Origin of the sequence: Paenibacillus sp. BR1-192 (genome assembly GCF_029542445.1) — a bacterium.
GTDB lineage: Bacteria > Bacillota > Bacilli > Paenibacillales > Paenibacillaceae > Paenibacillus_AQ > Paenibacillus_AQ lautus_A.
Genome location: NZ_CP120718.1, coordinates 5,280,052 through 5,296,649, shown reverse-complemented (window position 1 = coordinate 5,296,649; position 16,598 = coordinate 5,280,052). Strand labels below are relative to the sequence as shown.

At 53.3% G+C, this 16,598-nt stretch carries 13 protein-coding genes; 12 read left to right on the top strand and 1 reads right to left on the bottom strand.

Annotated elements, in window-relative coordinates:
- Window positions 1-568 precede the first annotated feature (568 nt).
- The 12 genes from P0X86_RS23880 (at window position 569) to P0X86_RS23825 (ending at window position 15,616) form a co-directional block, all read left to right on the top strand.
- A complete protein-coding gene (locus P0X86_RS23880; protein WP_192571003.1) occupies window positions 569-1,213 on the top strand; it encodes a TetR/AcrR family transcriptional regulator in 645 nt (214 codons plus the stop codon).
- A gap of 6 nt (window positions 1,214-1,219) precedes the next feature.
- On the top strand, window positions 1,220-1,729 hold the full coding sequence (locus P0X86_RS23875; RefSeq protein ID WP_277746634.1) for a DUF4188 domain-containing protein: 510 nt from the start codon (window positions 1,220-1,222) through the stop codon (window positions 1,727-1,729).
- 226 nt (window positions 1,730-1,955) lie between these two features.
- Entirely contained in the window at window positions 1,956-4,166 is a 2,211-nt protein-coding gene (locus P0X86_RS23870; RefSeq protein WP_277746633.1) for a helix-turn-helix domain-containing protein, read from the top strand.
- Between the two features lie 304 nt (window positions 4,167-4,470).
- On the top strand, window positions 4,471-5,442 hold the full coding sequence (locus P0X86_RS23865) for an ABC transporter permease (protein WP_015736745.1): 972 nt from the start codon (window positions 4,471-4,473) through the stop codon (window positions 5,440-5,442).
- Between the two features lie 10 nt (window positions 5,443-5,452).
- Window positions 5,453-6,349, top strand: coding sequence for a carbohydrate ABC transporter permease (locus tag P0X86_RS23860; protein ID WP_096776089.1), 897 nt, complete (start codon window positions 5,453-5,455; stop codon window positions 6,347-6,349).
- Between the two features lie 138 nt (window positions 6,350-6,487).
- Complete coding sequence (locus P0X86_RS23855; protein WP_277746632.1) at window positions 6,488-8,116, top strand: ABC transporter substrate-binding protein; 1,629 nt, start codon at window positions 6,488-6,490, stop codon at window positions 8,114-8,116.
- A gap of 19 nt (window positions 8,117-8,135) precedes the next feature.
- A complete protein-coding gene (locus P0X86_RS23850; protein ID WP_277746631.1) occupies window positions 8,136-9,560 on the top strand; it encodes an alpha-L-fucosidase in 1,425 nt (474 codons plus the stop codon).
- Window positions 9,561-9,736: 176 nt separating this feature from the next.
- On the top strand, window positions 9,737-11,401 hold the full coding sequence (locus P0X86_RS23845) for a DUF4091 domain-containing protein (RefSeq protein WP_096776086.1): 1,665 nt from the start codon (window positions 9,737-9,739) through the stop codon (window positions 11,399-11,401).
- 154 nt (window positions 11,402-11,555) lie between these two features.
- On the top strand, window positions 11,556-11,720 hold the full coding sequence (locus P0X86_RS23840; protein WP_162939100.1) for a hypothetical protein: 165 nt from the start codon (window positions 11,556-11,558) through the stop codon (window positions 11,718-11,720).
- A 48-nt stretch (window positions 11,721-11,768) separates the two neighbouring features.
- On the top strand, window positions 11,769-13,223 hold the full coding sequence (locus tag P0X86_RS23835; protein ID WP_277746630.1) for an aminotransferase-like domain-containing protein: 1,455 nt from the start codon (window positions 11,769-11,771) through the stop codon (window positions 13,221-13,223).
- Between the two features lie 266 nt (window positions 13,224-13,489).
- Window positions 13,490-14,407: a D-alanine--D-alanine ligase gene (locus tag P0X86_RS23830; protein ID WP_277746629.1), complete on the top strand. Its 918-nt coding sequence runs from the start codon at window positions 13,490-13,492 to the stop codon at window positions 14,405-14,407.
- A 6-nt stretch (window positions 14,408-14,413) separates the two neighbouring features.
- A complete protein-coding gene (locus P0X86_RS23825; RefSeq protein WP_277746628.1) occupies window positions 14,414-15,616 on the top strand; it encodes an aminotransferase class I/II-fold pyridoxal phosphate-dependent enzyme in 1,203 nt (400 codons plus the stop codon).
- Here P0X86_RS23825 and P0X86_RS23820 read toward each other — a convergent pair.
- Window positions 15,602-16,507 (bottom strand): helix-turn-helix transcriptional regulator, encoded by a 906-nt coding sequence (locus P0X86_RS23820; protein ID WP_277746627.1) that lies wholly within the window; start codon window positions 16,505-16,507, stop codon window positions 15,602-15,604. The two genes, P0X86_RS23825 and P0X86_RS23820, sit on opposite strands and share 15 nt — an antisense overlap.
- Window positions 16,508-16,598 lie beyond the last annotated feature (91 nt).

Sequence of the window (16,598 nt, the reverse complement as noted above, 5' to 3'; positions counted from 1 at the left end):
GTGGGCGTTCGGCGGGTGTTCTTGTCCCCCGTCGCCGTAGCTTCAATCTAGGCAGAATCACCAAAGCCGAGTGTGGACCGACAAACGCTAGTTTCCTTTGCCGCCTATGCTCCTTTAAGTAGTTAGTTATCGATTTGTCTGACAGTGCATCACCGTTTTTTGCATACCCATTATGAACAGAGGCGAGATCAGGAATGTAACCTGAAACTTGCCTTTTTGTTTTACCCTCCTGAAAAGCAAACTCCCGGCAGTGTGGGTCATCTTCGTTCCTGTTCCCAGCTATTCTCTCTGTACCTTATTTCGCACATTTCTCAAAGTACCGTTACCAGTTACCGCATTTTCGCATTTTCCCCCATGTCTCTATTCATAAAAAAGAGGGGCATTTCTGAGCTTTCTTTCCCTTCCAAGTCATTCCCCCGTGTATCCAATCTCAATAAACACACTATGATCGACAGCCAACCAAGCAAGCCCGGACTACGCACCGTGGGCGCGATGCGCTTTACTTTGACAAAATAAATTAACCTGTGTTAATTTATTTACAAGAGTTAATAAAAGGTGGTGTATTCCCTTGCAACATCCGGATATCCCATTAAGGGAGTTAAAAAAAGCCAAGAACAAAATCGCGCTGTACGAAGCGGGATTATCTTTGATGAAGGATCGGATGTTCAGCCAGGTCATGCTGGAGGACATCTGCAGGAGCGCCGAAATATCCAAGGTCACTTTTTTCAAGTTCTATCAACGCAAAGAGGATTTGCTGATTTATTTTATGCGGGTTTGGCTGACCGATCGGATGATCGAGATCGACCAGGAAGGGAAAAAAGGGTTTCAGGCATTCCGCCATCTGCTGTCCGAGGTCGCTAAGGAGCATCAAGTAAGGCCGGGCATGATGCCGAGTTTGATCTCTTTTCTCGCGGAGCAGAACATGCAGCCCTGCATGCCGGAGCTGAGCCGGGCGGAAGTATCGCTGCTCTTTCCCGATCACGAGGAAGCGGGAAGCGAATCGCCCAACATGCATGCTCTATTCGAGCGGTTCATGAAGGAGGAAGCTCAAGCCGGCAGGCTGAATAAAGCCTTAACCTTGGAGCAAGCCGTACAGATTTGTTTCACCGTTTTTTACGGGGCGTTTCTGACGGCTCAGTTGTACAATTCCACGGAAATCGGCTGCTTTTACGAAACGCACCTAGGTCTGCTCGAAATCAAGGAAGGGGAGTGAGCAAGCATGAGCAAAGTAATTCCAGGTCGATATACCGCCCACATGGACGGTTCTTTCGTTGTATTCGTCATCGGGTTTCGAATTAACAAATGGTGGGCGGTACATAAGTGGCTGCCGGTCATGAGCGCCATGTCCCCGATGCTGCAGGAGCTATACCGGAACAAGGAGGAGCTCGGCTTCATGGACGGTACTTATCATTTTTCGGGGCGCGGGCTTACCCTCATCCAATATTGGAGAAGCTTCGAACACCTCGAGCGCTATGCCCGCCACGGAGCCAACCACCTGACGGCATGGCGGGATTTCAACCGCAAGGTCGGAACGGGAGGGGACGTGGGGATTTTTCACGAAACCTATCTGGTCCAGGAAGGCCAGTATGAATGCCTGTACAACAACATGCCGCGCTTCGGTTTGGCCAAAGCCGGAGCCCATGTATCCGCGACAGGCCGCAGGGAAACGGCAAGCCGTCGGCTTGGCCGCGAGGGTGAACCCGCTGTGCCGACTCCTCCCAATCCCTAGACCCTTATAGATTTTCGGCGACGGTTCCTCTGCGTTTCCCTCAGCTAAAGATAAGTATGATTACCATAGGATCAAGACCAAGTCAATGCTATGGAAGTAATGATGCTTTAGACGCGTTTTTCTTCCGAGGTTCAAAAAAGTGTTGGTAAACCCCGTCCGTTCTTCTATGATGAAATTACTTTCAATCGATGACGAGATAAGGAATTAATCGCTCAGGGGGATGCCTATGGGAAGGAAAGCGTGGTTTTACCGTCAGCTTTTATCGTATATGCCGGTCTTCTTTATCGTGATTTCCTTTGTGTTTTTTGTCTTTTTCCAAATGCTCGGGGAACAGTCGCGGCAGGGCGCGATCCAGGCTAATGAGACGATGATTCAGCAGGCGATGCGTTCGGTCGACAATTCGCTGAAGGCCATCGATCAGATGCTGGTGCAGGAATTGCTGTTCAACCCTGATATGTCGGGATTTTTCAATCAAGAGGATCAGGACAACGTCTATTTGAACATGCAGGCCGTGAAGGCCATGAAGCAGTTCAAGGTTTCCAACCCGCTTGTGGATTCCATGGTCCTCGTTCGAACCCAGGATGAATTCGTCCTAAGCTCTTCGTCCACTTTCCGTTTGCAGGATTATGCGGATTATGACTTTCTCCAGCCTTATCTGAGCCAGGTCAATAGCGAAGCAAAATGGAGTGCCCTGCGGAGTTTCCGGGAATTCAGCTTTAACAGCACGCAGCAGGTGGTCACCCTGGTACGGGATGCCCCCTTCGTTACCCATGGCAAAGGCGTGATTGCCGTCAATATCAAGGTAGACGCCATACATAACATGATTCAGGGCATGGTTAATCCCGAAGTTAGTTTCATTCATGTGATGGACACCGGGGGCCGTTCCTTGATCGCCGGCACCTCGGGCGCCGAGCACGGGGAACTTGTGTCCCAAGCGGTATCCCCTTACACCGGATGGGTTTACGAAGGGGGGCTTACCCAAGGCAGGGTGGTGGGTATCGTCAGCCAATTGTACAATGTCTGGTTTATCGTCGGCCTTCTGATGTGCATGGCCGGCGTGGTCTGGATCGTATTCGTCACGCGCCGGAACTATAAGCCGATCGAAGCTATCGTGTCCCGGATTTCGAAATATTCGCAGACCAAAACGAGCGTTCTGCTCCATGGCGGCAAACAGGATGAGTTTGCTTTTATCGAATCGGCGCTGGAGAGCCTGCTGGAACAGGCGAGCAGCTTTCAGCAGCAGCACCGTGAAGATTTGCTCCTGCGCAAAGCGTACCTGTTTCAACAGCTGATGGAGGGACAGTATCCTTCTCATCTGGAGCAGTGGAACGAGCAGCGTGAAGCCATGGGGCTGCCGGACCTGTCCCAACCACAGATCGTCAATGTCATTGAAATCGATAAATACCCGCTGTTTTGCGAACAGTATCCCCAGCAGGACCAGTATCTGATCAAGTTTGCCTTAAAAAGCGTCGTTCAAGAAATTGCGGCCGGGCGGGAAACGATGCTTTGGACGGAATGGATTTCAGCCTCGAAGCTGGGAGTTCTCGCGGCAGCGGAAGATCAGGATCCGAATCGGCATGTGGCCACGCTGCTGGAGCAAGCCCGCCAGTGGGTGGAGGAGCACCTGAAGCTGACCATAACCGTTGGCATCGGGGAGAAAGCGGAGCGGTATACGGATATCCCGGAATCCTATGAGCAGGCACGCGCCGCATTGAAATACAAAATGATCCTCGGCGACAACCGAATCATTCATTACGCCGAAGTATCCGGTGAGGACCGGGGGAATGCATTCGATTTTCTGAACCTGATCCGCTCGATGGCGCAGTCCTTCCGGCTCGTCAACAAGGATTGGCAGGAAAAATACATCACCCTTATCCATAACATCGAGCAGAACATGCTGGACCGGGACGGCGTGGTGAACCTGGCGGATTACATGATGTACTCGCTGGGACGCGAAATGTCCTGCATGGCGAAGGAATTTCAGGAATTATGGCTTACGGAGGGGCAGCCTGCCTTACGGAACGCGCTTCAGTCGTCCGATACGCTGGAGGAGCTGGAACAGGAACTCGGGGAGGCTTTATCCGCTCTGTACGACAGCATCCTCGCTCTCATGGAGGGCCGAAATCATGCGGACACGATTCAGAAGGTACGCTTGTTTATGGAGCAGAACTCGAGCAACCCGGACCTGTCCCTCAATTATTTAAGCGAACGCTTCGGCATGAACTGGAAAACGCTGAGCAAGCTGTTCCGGGAGGAGACCGGCCAGAAATTCGTGGATTATTTGATCGAGCTGCGGATGAACCATGCCCGAAGACTGCTGGAAGAAACCCTGCTGCCCGTACAGGATATCGCCACCGAAGTCGGGTATTCCAATGCCATCTCGTTTGGCCGGATGTTTAAAAAAGCTGATGGGAATGTCGCCGGGGGATTATCGTGAGCAAGCTGCTATCAAGCAGCAGAAATTCGGGAATTAACGAGTCCTTCGGAGTCCCTTCCATGCATACTCGAACCCAGTATAGAGCCCTGCGGACGATGCTGTCCGGCGGGCTTTTTTGCCGTCAACGGAGAGAGGTTTAGCGGCGGAAAAAGGTTTATCGCTCTCACGGCCTGCCGGCTCTGAAATTTTCCCCTGCTCGCGGAAATACGTTGATTCGGAGAATCTTGTATATTGATCGGATGGAACCGTCCGCTCTAAACTTGGGACCAACACAAAGCGAAGGAGGGTGACCCCATTGGCTCGTATGAGCAGCGCAATCCCAGTACCTGCAGATGCACAGGCACCAACGAATTTACCATCGAACAAGCCCATGAACCGAACGAGGAAGAAGCTGATGAAGCACTGGCAGTTCTACCTGCTCGTGTTCTTCCCGTTAGTCTACATCATCCTCTTCAAATACGTTCCGATGTTCGGCGTATTGATTGCATTCAAGGAATACAACGTCGTACAGGGGATCTTCGGCAGTCCCTGGGTAGGGTTCGATTATTTCCGGCAATTATTCGACGCACCGTTCTTCTGGCAGTATGTCCGCAACACGCTCGAGATTTCCCTGTACGGCCTGCTGGTCGGATTCCCTGCACCCATTCTGTTGGCGCTGGCCCTGAATGAGATCAGGAACGGCCGCTTCAAGAAAACCGTCCAGATGGTGACCTACGCGCCGTACTTTATTTCAACGGTTGTCATCGTCTCGATTCTGATCGTGAACCTCTCGCCCAACACGGGGCTGATGAGCAACCTGTTCCGGGCGCTGGGACTGGAAACCGTTGATTTTCTCGGCGTGCCGGAGCTGTTTAAATCGATCTATGTCTGGTCCGATGTATGGCAGTTCACCGGTTACGGCGCCATCATCTATATTGCGGCCTTGGCGGGAGTCAATCCCGATTTGTACGAGGCGGCCCGAGTGGACGGGGCGACCCGGTTTCAAAAAATCATCAATATCGATATTCCCAGCTTGTTTCCGGTCATCGTCATTTTGCTCATATTGAATCTGGGCAATCTGATGAGCCTGGGCTTCGAGAAAATCTATCTCATGCAAAACCCGCTGAATCAGAACACGTCCGAGGTCATCTCCACCTACGTGTACAAGGTCGGCCTGCTCGGAGCGAACTTCAGCTTCTCCGCCGCCATCGGCCTGTTCAATTCCGTTATCAATTTCATTCTCTTGGTCATCGTCAATTACGTATCCAGAAAAGTCTCATCCACAAGTCTATGGTAGGAGGAATCGCATGAGCAGATCAACCGTACGGGAGTCCGCTGCAGACCGGATTTTCCTTGGTATCGTGTATTTGTTTCTATCCGTCGTCCTGATTGTCATCCTGTTTCCGTTGCTGCATATTGTAAGCGCATCCTTCAGCTCCCCGGGCGCGGTGTCGTCGGGCAAGGTGTGGCTGTGGCCGGTGGACGTGACCCTGATCGGCTACAAAGCGGTATTCCAGAATTCCAATATTCTGATCGGGTTTGGCAACTCGTTGTTCTATGCCGTTGTCGGCACGCTTGTCAACGTCGCATTCACGGTGATGCTTGCATATCCGTTAGCCCGAAAGACGTTTTACGTTCGCAACCTCATCATGATGCTGCTGGTGTTCACGATGTTTTTTGACGGCGGGCTCATTCCGAACTATCTGCTCGTGAAGTCGCTCGGCATGCTCGACACGCGCTGGGCCATGATCATACCGGGTGCGTTAGCCGTGTTTCAGGTCATCATCGCCAGAACCTTTTTTCAAACCACGATCCCGGAGGAGCTCGCCGAAGCGGCCGAAATGGACGGCAGCAGCGACATTACCTTTTTTCTGAAAATCGTCCTTCCGTTATCCAAGCCGATCCTGGCCGTGCTCGCGCTGATGTACGCCGTCGGCCATTGGAACTCCTATTTCAACGCCCTGATTTATTTAAAGGACAGCAGCCTGTTTCCGCTGCAAATCTTCCTGAGGGATATTCTGATCCTGAATTCCGTCAGCGCCGAGATGGTGACCAACGTGAATGAGCTGCTGGTCCGCGAAGGGCTGAAGGATCTGCTGAAGTATTCGCTGATCGTGGTGGCAAGCGCCCCGGTACTGGTCATTTACCCGTTCGTGCAGAAGTATTTTGTCAAAGGCGTGATGATCGGGTCCTTGAAAGGGTGATTCCTGCTTATTGTGAAGGAGGTGAGGCCGGCAGTATAGAATGGGTAATTCCGATGATCGGACACATAGGGGGTATATGCAAAATTAGGTTTCGTTTATGAAGTACGGGCAGACATTCCATATTAGGGAGGAATTGATTTGAATAGGTTCACTGGATTAGGTTTAAGTCTGATTCTCGCGGCAGTGCTGGTTTTATCCGCTTGCGGCAAATCGAGCGAAACAGGAACTGGAAATCCGGCAAGCCCTCCGGAGTCGGGGGCACCCGTTGAACTATCGGTATTCGCTCCTCAGTCCGCCGGCATCGAGAGCCTCGATGTCAATCCATTCTCCAAGCATATCGAAGAGAAGCTGGGGATTACGTTCAAATGGAATACGACGCCCGACGCGGTATTCAACGACAAGAAACTGCTGATGCTGGCCAGCGGGGATTATCCGGCGCTTATTATGAATGCCGGCATATCCAAGGCGGATCAGATCAAGTACGGAATGCAGGGGGCCTTTATCCCTTTGAATGATTTAATCGACCAGCATGCGCCGAACATCAAGAAGGCATTGGAGGAAGTTTCCTATTTGAAATCCGCCATGACGGCCCCGGACGGCAATATATACGCGCTTCCGAAGGTGAACGAGTGCCTGCACTGCACGTATGGCCAGCGGATGTGGATCAATACGACCTGGCTCGAGAAGTTAGGGCTTGAAATGCCAACGACCACCGACGAGTTCTATGAAGTGCTGAAAGCCTTTAAGGAGCAGGACCCGAACGGCAACGGAAAGGCTGACGAAATTCCGATGACCACTTCGCTCGATGTATGGGGAGGAGGAGTTGACGCCTTTTTGATGAATGCTTTTATATACAACAATGGCACGACTTATCTAAGCGTGAAGGATGACAAGGTGATTTTGTCGGCGGCTGAGCCCGAATGGAGGGAAGGGCTGAAATATCTGCGTAAGCTTTACAGCGAAGGACTGATCGATAAAGGAGCCTTTACGCAAAACGGCGATGCCGTCAAGCAGCTTGGCAACAAAGCGGAGAATGTGGTCGGCACCGTCGGTTATGCGCTGATCAGCAGCGTGCTGGAGCCGACCGACGCCAAGCCCCGCCATAAGGAATACGATGTCGTTCCCCCGCTGAAAGGACCGAATGGCGTACAGCTAGCAGGTTATAGCGTCGGAGCAGGGGACGGATCGTTTGTCATTACGAACAAAGCGACGGAGGAGCAGCGGATCGCAGCGATCAAGCTGGCGGATTACTTGTTCTCCGAAGAAGGCACCGTGATGACTTCCTGGGGGTTCGAGGGAGACGGATGGCGAAAGGCGGAGTCCGGTGCGCTTGATTACAACGGCGAGCCGGCCGCATACGAAGCGTTGAAGCGGGATGTGCCCGAGGGATCCCTTGACGTAACCTGGTGGCAGCTCGGCACGATGCTGATGGTGAATTCCCTCCGCGAATCCTTTGTTGCTCCTGAAGATCCGCTCGGCAACGGAGCCTACGAGTATCGTTTATGGCTGGCTGCCAAGAAATATGAGCCTTTTGCCAAACCGGAGTTAGTGTACCCGACCGATGTGTTCATCGATCCGAAAGACGCAACCTTTATCGCGCAGATTCAGAAGACGATTCAGGATTACGTGAAATCGAACCTGGCCCAGTTCGTAACCGGCAGCAAAGACATCGAGAAGGATTGGGATGCCTATGTCAGCGGATTTAAGGGGCTTCAGCTGGATAAGTATCTGGAGATTCATCAGAAAGCATTAGACAATCAAGGATGAGGTATGGGAGGTTTATCGCTTGCACAATTTCATTGAATACGCTGCCAACATCGAGCCCTCGGAACGTCAATTAGCCGTACAGGAGATGGAGTTTTACGCCTTCTTTCATTTTACCATCAATACGTTCACGGATATGGAATGGGGCACGGGAAAGGAAGACCCGGCGCTGTTCAATCCGGCGCAGCTGGATGCGGATCAATGGGTCAGCGCTTGTGTCAGCGCCGGGATGCGCGGCCTGATCCTGACCTGCAAGCATCATGACGGCTTCTGTTTATGGCCGAGTCAGTATACGGAGCATTCCGTGAAGAGCAGCCCTTGGCGAAACGGACATGGGGATGCGGTGAAGGAGGTTGCCGATGCCTGTAGGAGAAAGGGGATCAAATTCGGCATCTACTTGTCCCCATGGGACCGGCATGAACCGTCGTATGGGGATTCGACGCGGTACAATCAATTTTTCCTGAATCAGCTAAGAGAGCTCCTGACCGGCTACGGCGAGATTTTCAGCGTCTGGTTTGACGGAGCCTGCGGCGAAGGGCCGAACGGCAAGCGCCAGGAATACGATTGGGATGCGTATTACGCCCTGATTCGGGAACTGCAGCCGAATGCCGCCATCTCGGTTTGCGGGCCGGATATTCGCTGGTGCGGGAATGAAGCGGGGCATTGCAGGGAGTCGGAGTGGAGCGTCGTTCCGGCGTCGCTGCGCCAAAATGAAGCGATCCAGGAAAAGTCGCAGCAAACGGATGACCGGGAGTTCGCGCGCCGCTATGAATCCAGCGAAGAGGATCTCGGCAGCCGGAGCGTCATTCAAGGCGAGAAGGAGCTGGTATGGTATCCGGCCGAAGTGAATACCTCGATCCGTCCCGGCTGGTTCTACCATGCGTCCGAAGACGATAAGGTTCGATCGCTGGAAGAATTGCTGCATATTTATTACGGCTCGGTTGGCGGCAATGCCACCTTTCTGCTCAATATTCCGCCGGATACCCGCGGACTCGTTCATGAGAACGATCTGCGGCGTCTGCAGGAACTCGGGGACGCCATCCGAACAACGTTTGATACCGATTTGGCAGCCGGCGCGGATATTACGGCTTCCGAAACGAAAGCCGGATCGGATGCTCGAAATATGGTCGATGGTAACAAGGATACGTATTGGAGCCCCGAGGAGGGTACGGAATACGCCGTGATTGAGCTGGACCTCGGGCGGGCGATCGATTTCGATCATATCGTATTGGCCGAATACCGGTACGGGCAGCGGATCGAGCGCTTCGAGCTTGAATATATGGAAAACGGGAACTGGCACACGATCCAATCCGGGACGGTAATCGGGCGCAAACGCATCTGCCGCTTTCCCGCCGTACGCAGTCAATATATCCGCCTTACCATTTTGGAATCGAGATGGTGTCCGCGCCTGTCCGGCATGGAAGTTTACCGGAGCTCGAGGGATTGATGGGAGGACTGCAGATCTGCAGCCTCCCCTAAGGATTGGCAGTAATAAGGCGGCCATCGCAAAAGAGCGGTGGCTCCTTTTTTTCGAAAACGCAAAATTTACCTTCCGTTCCATCCAGATTAGTGTAAGATGTACGTGAAAGTACCTCATTCCATTGTAGAGAGGATGCAATCTGCATGAGTCATTCCATAACGTTTGAAACCCGGCTGTTAAGCTCTCTGTCCAAAGTATTCGCCGATGAAGAACTGTCCCCAGCCTCGTACGACGCAGGGGCAGCGTTTAGCAATGAGACATTCTCGTTTCAAGTTGCCTACCGTTCCAATCGCTTGTTGAAAAACATCCGGGTTATTCTGCAATCCGAGTTAAGCGAACGGGTTACCGTCCGCTCCGTAGGCCTGGTTCCGTCGGAGCTGCCTACGTATCATGACCATGACGAGTTTATCTTAAGAGCTACGCCCGGGCTATATCCGGACCCGCTGCTGCCTCTGGCATCAGATCCTGTTATAACCGGATGCCCGGGCCAGTGGAGAAGCCTCTGGATCACGGTACAGCCTGAGGAAGCGATCCAGGGAGGTACATATGAAATCCGGATCCGTTTTGAAGCGGAATCGGGAGATACGCTTGGGGAAGAGGTATTTACGCTGGAAGTGATTCCGGCAGCCTTACCTGCGCAGAAGCTCATTCATACGGAATGGTTCCATGCCGATTGCCTGGCAAACTACTATGAGGTGGGGATTTTTAGCGAGCGGCACTGGACGTTGATCGATCAATTTATGCAGACCGCGGCACAGCATGGGATCAATATGATCCTGACTCCGGTGTTTACGCCTCCGCTGGATACGGAAGTGGGCGGAGAGCGGCCGACGGTACAGCTGGTCGATGTCGATGTGAGCGAAGATGGAAAATATGCGTTTGGGTTTGACAAACTCGACCGCTGGGCTGACCTGTGCGATTCCAATGGCATTCAGTATCTGGAATTCTCGCACCTCTTCACGCAGTGGGGAGCCCGGCATGCGCCGAAGATTATGGCTAACGTGAACGGACAGCCGGAGAAGCTGTTCGGTTGGGAGACGGATGCGACTGGAGAAGCGTATCATGCCTTCATCAGACAATTCATTCATGCTTTGACCGGTTGGATCGAAAGCCGGGGACTTGAGCAGCGCTGTTATTTCCATGTATCCGATGAGCCGTCCGAGTCCCATCTGGAGGCTTACGGGCATGCAAGCCGGTTGATGAACGAGCTGCTGCCGGATTACCCGATCATCGACGCGCTCTCCGATATTTCGTTCTATGAGCAGGGGCTGGTGAAGCGTCCGATTCCGGGCAGCAACCACATCGAGCCTTTCCTGGATCAGCAGGTAACCCCGCTGTGGACCTATTATTGCTGTTCCCAATACAAGGAAGTGTCCAACCGATTCTTCAATCTGCCTTCGGCGAGAAACCGGATCATCGGGATTCAGCTGTATAAGTTTAACATTGAGGGATTTCTCCATTGGGGATATAACTTTTGGAATTCGCAATACTCGAAACGCGCCATTGATCCGTTCAAGGTGACGGATGCGGATTGCGGTTTTCCTTCCGGAGATGCTTTTGTGGTATATCCCGGTGAAGAAGGGCCGATCGAATCCATTCGGCTGAAGGTATTCCAGGAAGCTCTTCAGGATTTGAGAGCGCTTCAACTGCTGGAAACCCAGATCGGCAGGGAGGCAGTTCTGCAGGCGCTGGAAGAAGGGCTTGAAGAGCCGATCACTTTCAAGACGTACCCAAGGGATCCGGAATGGCTGCTGTCGAAGCGGCAGTGGATCAATGATAAGATCAGGGAAAGCTTGGCTGTGAAGTAAGCGGGCCGGGAGTACGGCTTATTTAGACGAATCAGGGCCGTATAGGCCGAACGAATACGGCGTAATACTGCCCCATCTTCCTTTGAGAAGGTGGGGCAGTTTTTGATTTTCCGATCTGTTTTTTCGCCAGATGGGTACCAAGAATGTTTCATTCTTGCTTGTGCATGATCCCGTATGGTTCCATGATATAGAGAACGTGCATGTCATCAAGGTATACCGGCGCAAAGGGCAGTCCAATCCTAGGGATGAGATGGCCGGGATTCTGCCAACGATATCGGCAAACCACGCCCGTGGCGAAAGAGGCCTGCTGTGGTTCTAGTGGTGCCGCCGAAATTATGCCATCATAAGAGCAAGGGGGAAATGAACGATGTATTTGGATTTCAAGTTGGCGAATGACCGCCCGGCGTATATTCAAGTCAAGGATTACATGAAGCGCTTGATGACAACCGGGGCGCTGCAAGCCGATCAGAAGCTTCCCTCCACGCGTGAGCTAAGCGCGCTGTTTCGAGTGGGCCGCAATACGGTGCTGAGCGCATACTCCGATTTGGAGGATGAAGGCTATATCTACGCGGTTAAAGGGCAAGGACACTTTGTTTCCCCTTCGATCAGCGGGGCATCCGCACAGCCGGAAGGCAAGCGGCTGGACTGGGCTCCTCGCCTGAACGAGTATGCCAGGCTTGCGGAAGCGAACGATCTGATGAAGCACGGGATCCGTGCTGACAAGGGCTCCATATCGTTTACAAGCATCGCTCCCGACGAGAAGCTGTTCGACCTGCCCAATGTCAAGCGTGCATTCCTGGACCGGATGTCGCTTGAAGGCGATATCCTACTAAATTACGGTTACGCCAAAGGCTATAAACCGCTTATTGATTACCTTCTCCGTTACATGGAGAACAAAGGGGTGAATGTTCAGGGCAAAGATATGCTGATCACCAGCGGTTTTACGGAAGGCTTAAGTCTGGTGCTATCCGCCTTGAACCAAGGGCATGGCCGCATTCTCTGCGAGAATCCCACCCATCATACCGCCATTAAAAATTTTAAAATGCACGGGTACGCCATTACCGGCGTCGAGATGGAGCAAGACGGCATCAGCCTGACAGGGCTCGCACGCGAGCTGTCGGAGCGGTCGTACGACATGGCGTACCTTGTGCCTTCCTATCATAATCCTACCGGAATCGTGATGTCCCACCAGAAGCGGCTGGAAGCGCTGCGGCTGCTGAACGAGCATGAGATTCCCGTGATCGAAGACGGCTTCAACGAGGAGCTGCGTTATTCGGGCTCCCACATCGCGCCTCTCGTTGCATGTGCAGGGGGGGAGAACAACAGCGTGATTTACCTGGGCAGCTTCTCCAAGATTCTGTTTCCCGGCCTGCGAGTCGGATGGGTGCTGGCCGACAAGACCCTGATTCATTATCTGGAAAGCGTGAAGCGGGCCCGCAGCATTCATACGTCGACTCTGGATCAGTCCTTGCTCTTTCAATATCTGTACAATGGCAACTTCGAGAAGTATTTAAAGAGAGCGAAGGCCGAGTACAAGCGAAAATATGAGCTTGCGATCCGCTGCTGCGAGGAGTGGATTCCGATGGAACGGCTGTCCGGCGATGGCGGGCTTCACCTGTTCGTTGAATTCGGTCCGGACTTCCGGACGCGGGAGCTGCTGGAGGCTTGTTCCGCCCAGGGCGTGGTGTTTACGCCGGGCGATATTTTCTATACCGATGGCGGCGGCCAGCACACCATGCGTCTTGGATTCTCCCGCGTCTCCGACGAGAACATCGAGAAGGGGATTCGCATTATCGGCGAGGCGGCGAGGAAGCTGGTGTGATCGGGGTGCAACAGAGATCGGAGGAATAATCCGCATGCGGAGTGTCGATTAACATACAAAGAATACTTCTCCGAGAAATCATGGGCTGCAACGGAGAAGGCGGAATTATTTTGGAGAAGCGAAGCGTTCTCCTTTGCCGTCAGATTTCAACAACGAAAATTCAAAATCAGTGGAAATCTGAGGGCAACAGAGATCGGAGGAATAATCCGCATGCGGAGTGTTGTACAGGCAATCGGCTTGAAGAAATTATTTAGGAGGTCTACATCATGAAGGTTGGCGTCATCATGGGAGGCGTATCATCCGAGAGGGAAGTTTCGCTCATGACCGGCAAAGAGATGATCGCTCATTTGGATGAAAGCCGCTACGAGGTTTATCCGATCGAGATTCACGATAAACGGGAGCTGATCAGCAAAACCGAAGGCATCGATATTGCGCTGCTCGCCCTGCACGGCACGTTCGGAGAAGACGGAACGGTCCAGGGCACCCTTGATACGCTGGGGATTCCGTATACCGGCAGCGGCGTTCTGGCCAGCAGTCTCTGCATGGATAAAGATTTGAGCAAGAAGCTGCTGCGTTACGAAGGATTGCATACGGCTGACTGGATCATGGTCAGCTGCATGGAAGAGTTGGCGGCCGCCGACGTGGAGGGGCTCGGTTTTCCCGTTGTGGTGAAGCCGAATGCGGGCGGATCCAGCATCGGTACCCGGATCGTGCGCGACTCGGCTGACCTTGCATCCGCCGTCGAAGAGGCGCTGCGGTGGGACCGCTTCGTCATGATCGAGCAATGGATCGAGGGAGAAGAAATCACCTGCCCGGTCCTGAACGGCGACATGCTTCCGATTGTGTCGATCAAGCCGAACTCGGAGTTTTTCGATTATGCATCCAAATACGAAGAAGGCGAAGCGGATGAGCAGGTGATCGAGCTTCCCGCAGAATTTCAGGAGCAGGTGCGCACAGCCGCGCTTCGATGCTATAAGGCGATGAAGTGCAGTGTATATGCCCGGATCGATATCATCCTGAAGGGAAAGATTCCTTATATTTTGGAGGTCAACACGCTTCCGGGTTTAACGAAGACCAGTCTGCTGCCAAGAAGCGCGGAAGCGGCGGGATATTCGTTCAGCGGACTTTTGGATGCCTTGATTGAAACCTCATTATCGGAACGAAAAAGCGAAGGCAAGGAGTAGAAGGATATGAAGACAACGAGCAGCTTTCTAACATCGAGGGTGCAAGTCATGCCGCCATCCGGCATCCGGCAATTTTTTAATGCTGCGGAAGCGGATGACGAGGTCATTTCGCTCGGCGTGGGCGAACCGGATTTCGTGACGCCCCAGTGTGCGATCGATGCATGCAAACAGGCGCTGGAGCACGGGCGCACGATGTACACGCCGAATGAAGGGCTGATGGAGCTGAGGGAAGGAATTGCAGACTATCTGCATGCCGGCTTCCAGCTGCAATACGAGCCGTCGAGGGAGGTCCTGGTCACGGTCGGCGGCAGCGAAGCGATTGATCTTGCGCTGCGGGCGCTCATCTCGCCGGGCGATGAAATTATCATTCCCGTACCGGGATATGTCGCCTATGCTCCTCTTGTGCAATTGAACGGCGGCACCGTCGTCGAGCTGGAGCTATCCGCCGAGCATGGCTTCAAGTTGACGGCGGATGCCCTGCAGCAGGCGATCACGCCCCGGACGAAAGCGATCGTTGTTAACTTTCCGAGCAATCCGACAGGAGCCGTCATGACCCATGAGGATTGGCTTCCGATCGCGCGCCTTGCGGTCGAGCACAATTTGGTGGTGATTTCAGACGAGATGTATGCCGAGCTTACTTATAGCGGCACGCATACGAGCGTCGCTTCCCTGCCGGGGATGCGGGAGCGGACCGTCATCATCGGCGGATTCTCCAAAGCCTTCGCCATGACGGGCTGGCGGGTCGGCTACCTCTGCGGCGATGCCGGGCTGGTGGGCGCTATGGTCAAGATCCATCAGTATACCGCGCTCTGCGCGCCCATCATGGGACAGATTGCGGCCATCGAATGTTTAAAGAACGGGCTCGGGGATCGGGACGTGATGAGGCAGGCTTACGATGAGCGCCGACAAATGTTTGTGCAGGGACTGAGCGATATCGGCCTGATCTGCCGCGATCCTCAGGGAGCCTTCTATGCATTCCCCAGCATAACCGGAACCGGCCTCGGCTCGCAGCAGTTCGCGGAGCGATTGCTTCGGGAGGCCAAAGTAGCCGTTGTGCCGGGCCATGTATTCGGTGCCGGGGGCGAAGGCTTCATTCGCTGCTCGTATGCCGCTTCGTCCGCTCGACTCTGCGAAGCGCTCGAACGAATGGAACGCTGGCTTCAAACGCATGTACGTGCCGAAGGTCTTCATGCCTTACAGAATTCTTGACAGCTTCCGGTAATCGGTAGCGGTAATCCCCTCCAGCCTCCGGAAGATGCGGCTGAAATAATGAATGTCCGGGTATCCGACGCCTTCGCCAACCATCTCGATCGAGATGTCGGATTCCCGAAGCAGCCGGCGGGCTTCCCGGTGACGAACGGATTGCACGAATTCGCTCGGCGGCATCCCGGCAAGGCGCTTAAACAATTTGGCGGTATGATCCGCGCTTAACATCAAATGCTCCGCGATGACTTTGTTGCTCCAGTCTTTGGCTGGAGCTTTTTCGATTTGAGCCATCAGCTCGATCAGCTTGGCCTCGTGCGGCGACGTTTCCGTCAATGCCCGGGAGGGGTGCGTCCGAAACAGTTGAACCAGCACATCCAGCATCAGTCCCTTGCAGGCAAGCTCGTAGCCGGCGGGACGCAGGGTAAATTCCTCTACGATGCGTTCCATCATCTGTACGCATGGCAGGGGAGGCGTATAGATAATCCGGGAAGAAAGGGGAGGGAAGGCGGATGACACGGCTTCATGCGCGAACTTATCCTTATCCACCACGGCTTCGTTCACGATCATATCGGCTTCCGTCTGGATGTCCAACTCATCGAAAAAATCAAAATGGATACCCAGAAAACGCGCGTCGGGATGGGAAACCACCTCATTTTGGTGGTAAACGCCGGACGGCAGAAAGATCAGCTGGCCTGCTTCGACGACATGCCGGTTCCCGTACATCGTGGTAACGGCTTCCCCATGGCATACATAGAGCAGTTCGAAATCATATAACCTGCGCTGCGGGAGAGCTCCCGTCGCCATGCGTTGAAACTGTGCATAATGAATGCTGGGCGACCATTCGCGGAAAGGCGCTTCGCGTTTTACCGGATAATCGGGGTCCATGTCGGCCATCGTAGATTCACTCCCGAATGTTATTAAGAGAATAGAACGGAATTGTCCAAATAATCGCTTTTCTTTCTAAATCATTTCTTGGAATGTTTAT

Excerpts from the sequence above, each read along its gene's own strand:
- P0X86_RS23820 (WP_277746627.1), bottom strand. The coding sequence starts at position 16,507 with ATGGCCGACATGGACCCCGATTATCCGGTAAAACGCGAAGCGCCTTTC.
- P0X86_RS23825 (WP_277746628.1), top strand. The coding sequence starts at position 14,414 with ATGAAGACAACGAGCAGCTTTCTAACATCGAGGGTGCAAGTCATGCCG.
- P0X86_RS23835 (WP_277746630.1), top strand. The coding sequence starts at position 11,769 with ATGTATTTGGATTTCAAGTTGGCGAATGACCGCCCGGCGTATATTCAA.
- P0X86_RS23875 (WP_277746634.1), top strand. The coding sequence starts at position 1,220 with ATGAGCAAAGTAATTCCAGGTCGATATACCGCCCACATGGACGGTTCT.
- P0X86_RS23860 (WP_096776089.1), top strand. The coding sequence starts at position 5,453 with ATGAGCAGATCAACCGTACGGGAGTCCGCTGCAGACCGGATTTTCCTT.
- P0X86_RS23870 (WP_277746633.1), top strand. The coding sequence starts at position 1,956 with ATGGGAAGGAAAGCGTGGTTTTACCGTCAGCTTTTATCGTATATGCCG.
- P0X86_RS23845 (WP_096776086.1), top strand. The coding sequence starts at position 9,737 with ATGAGTCATTCCATAACGTTTGAAACCCGGCTGTTAAGCTCTCTGTCC.
- P0X86_RS23865 (WP_015736745.1), top strand. The coding sequence starts at position 4,471 with ATGAGCAGCGCAATCCCAGTACCTGCAGATGCACAGGCACCAACGAAT.
- P0X86_RS23830 (WP_277746629.1), top strand. The coding sequence starts at position 13,490 with ATGAAGGTTGGCGTCATCATGGGAGGCGTATCATCCGAGAGGGAAGTT.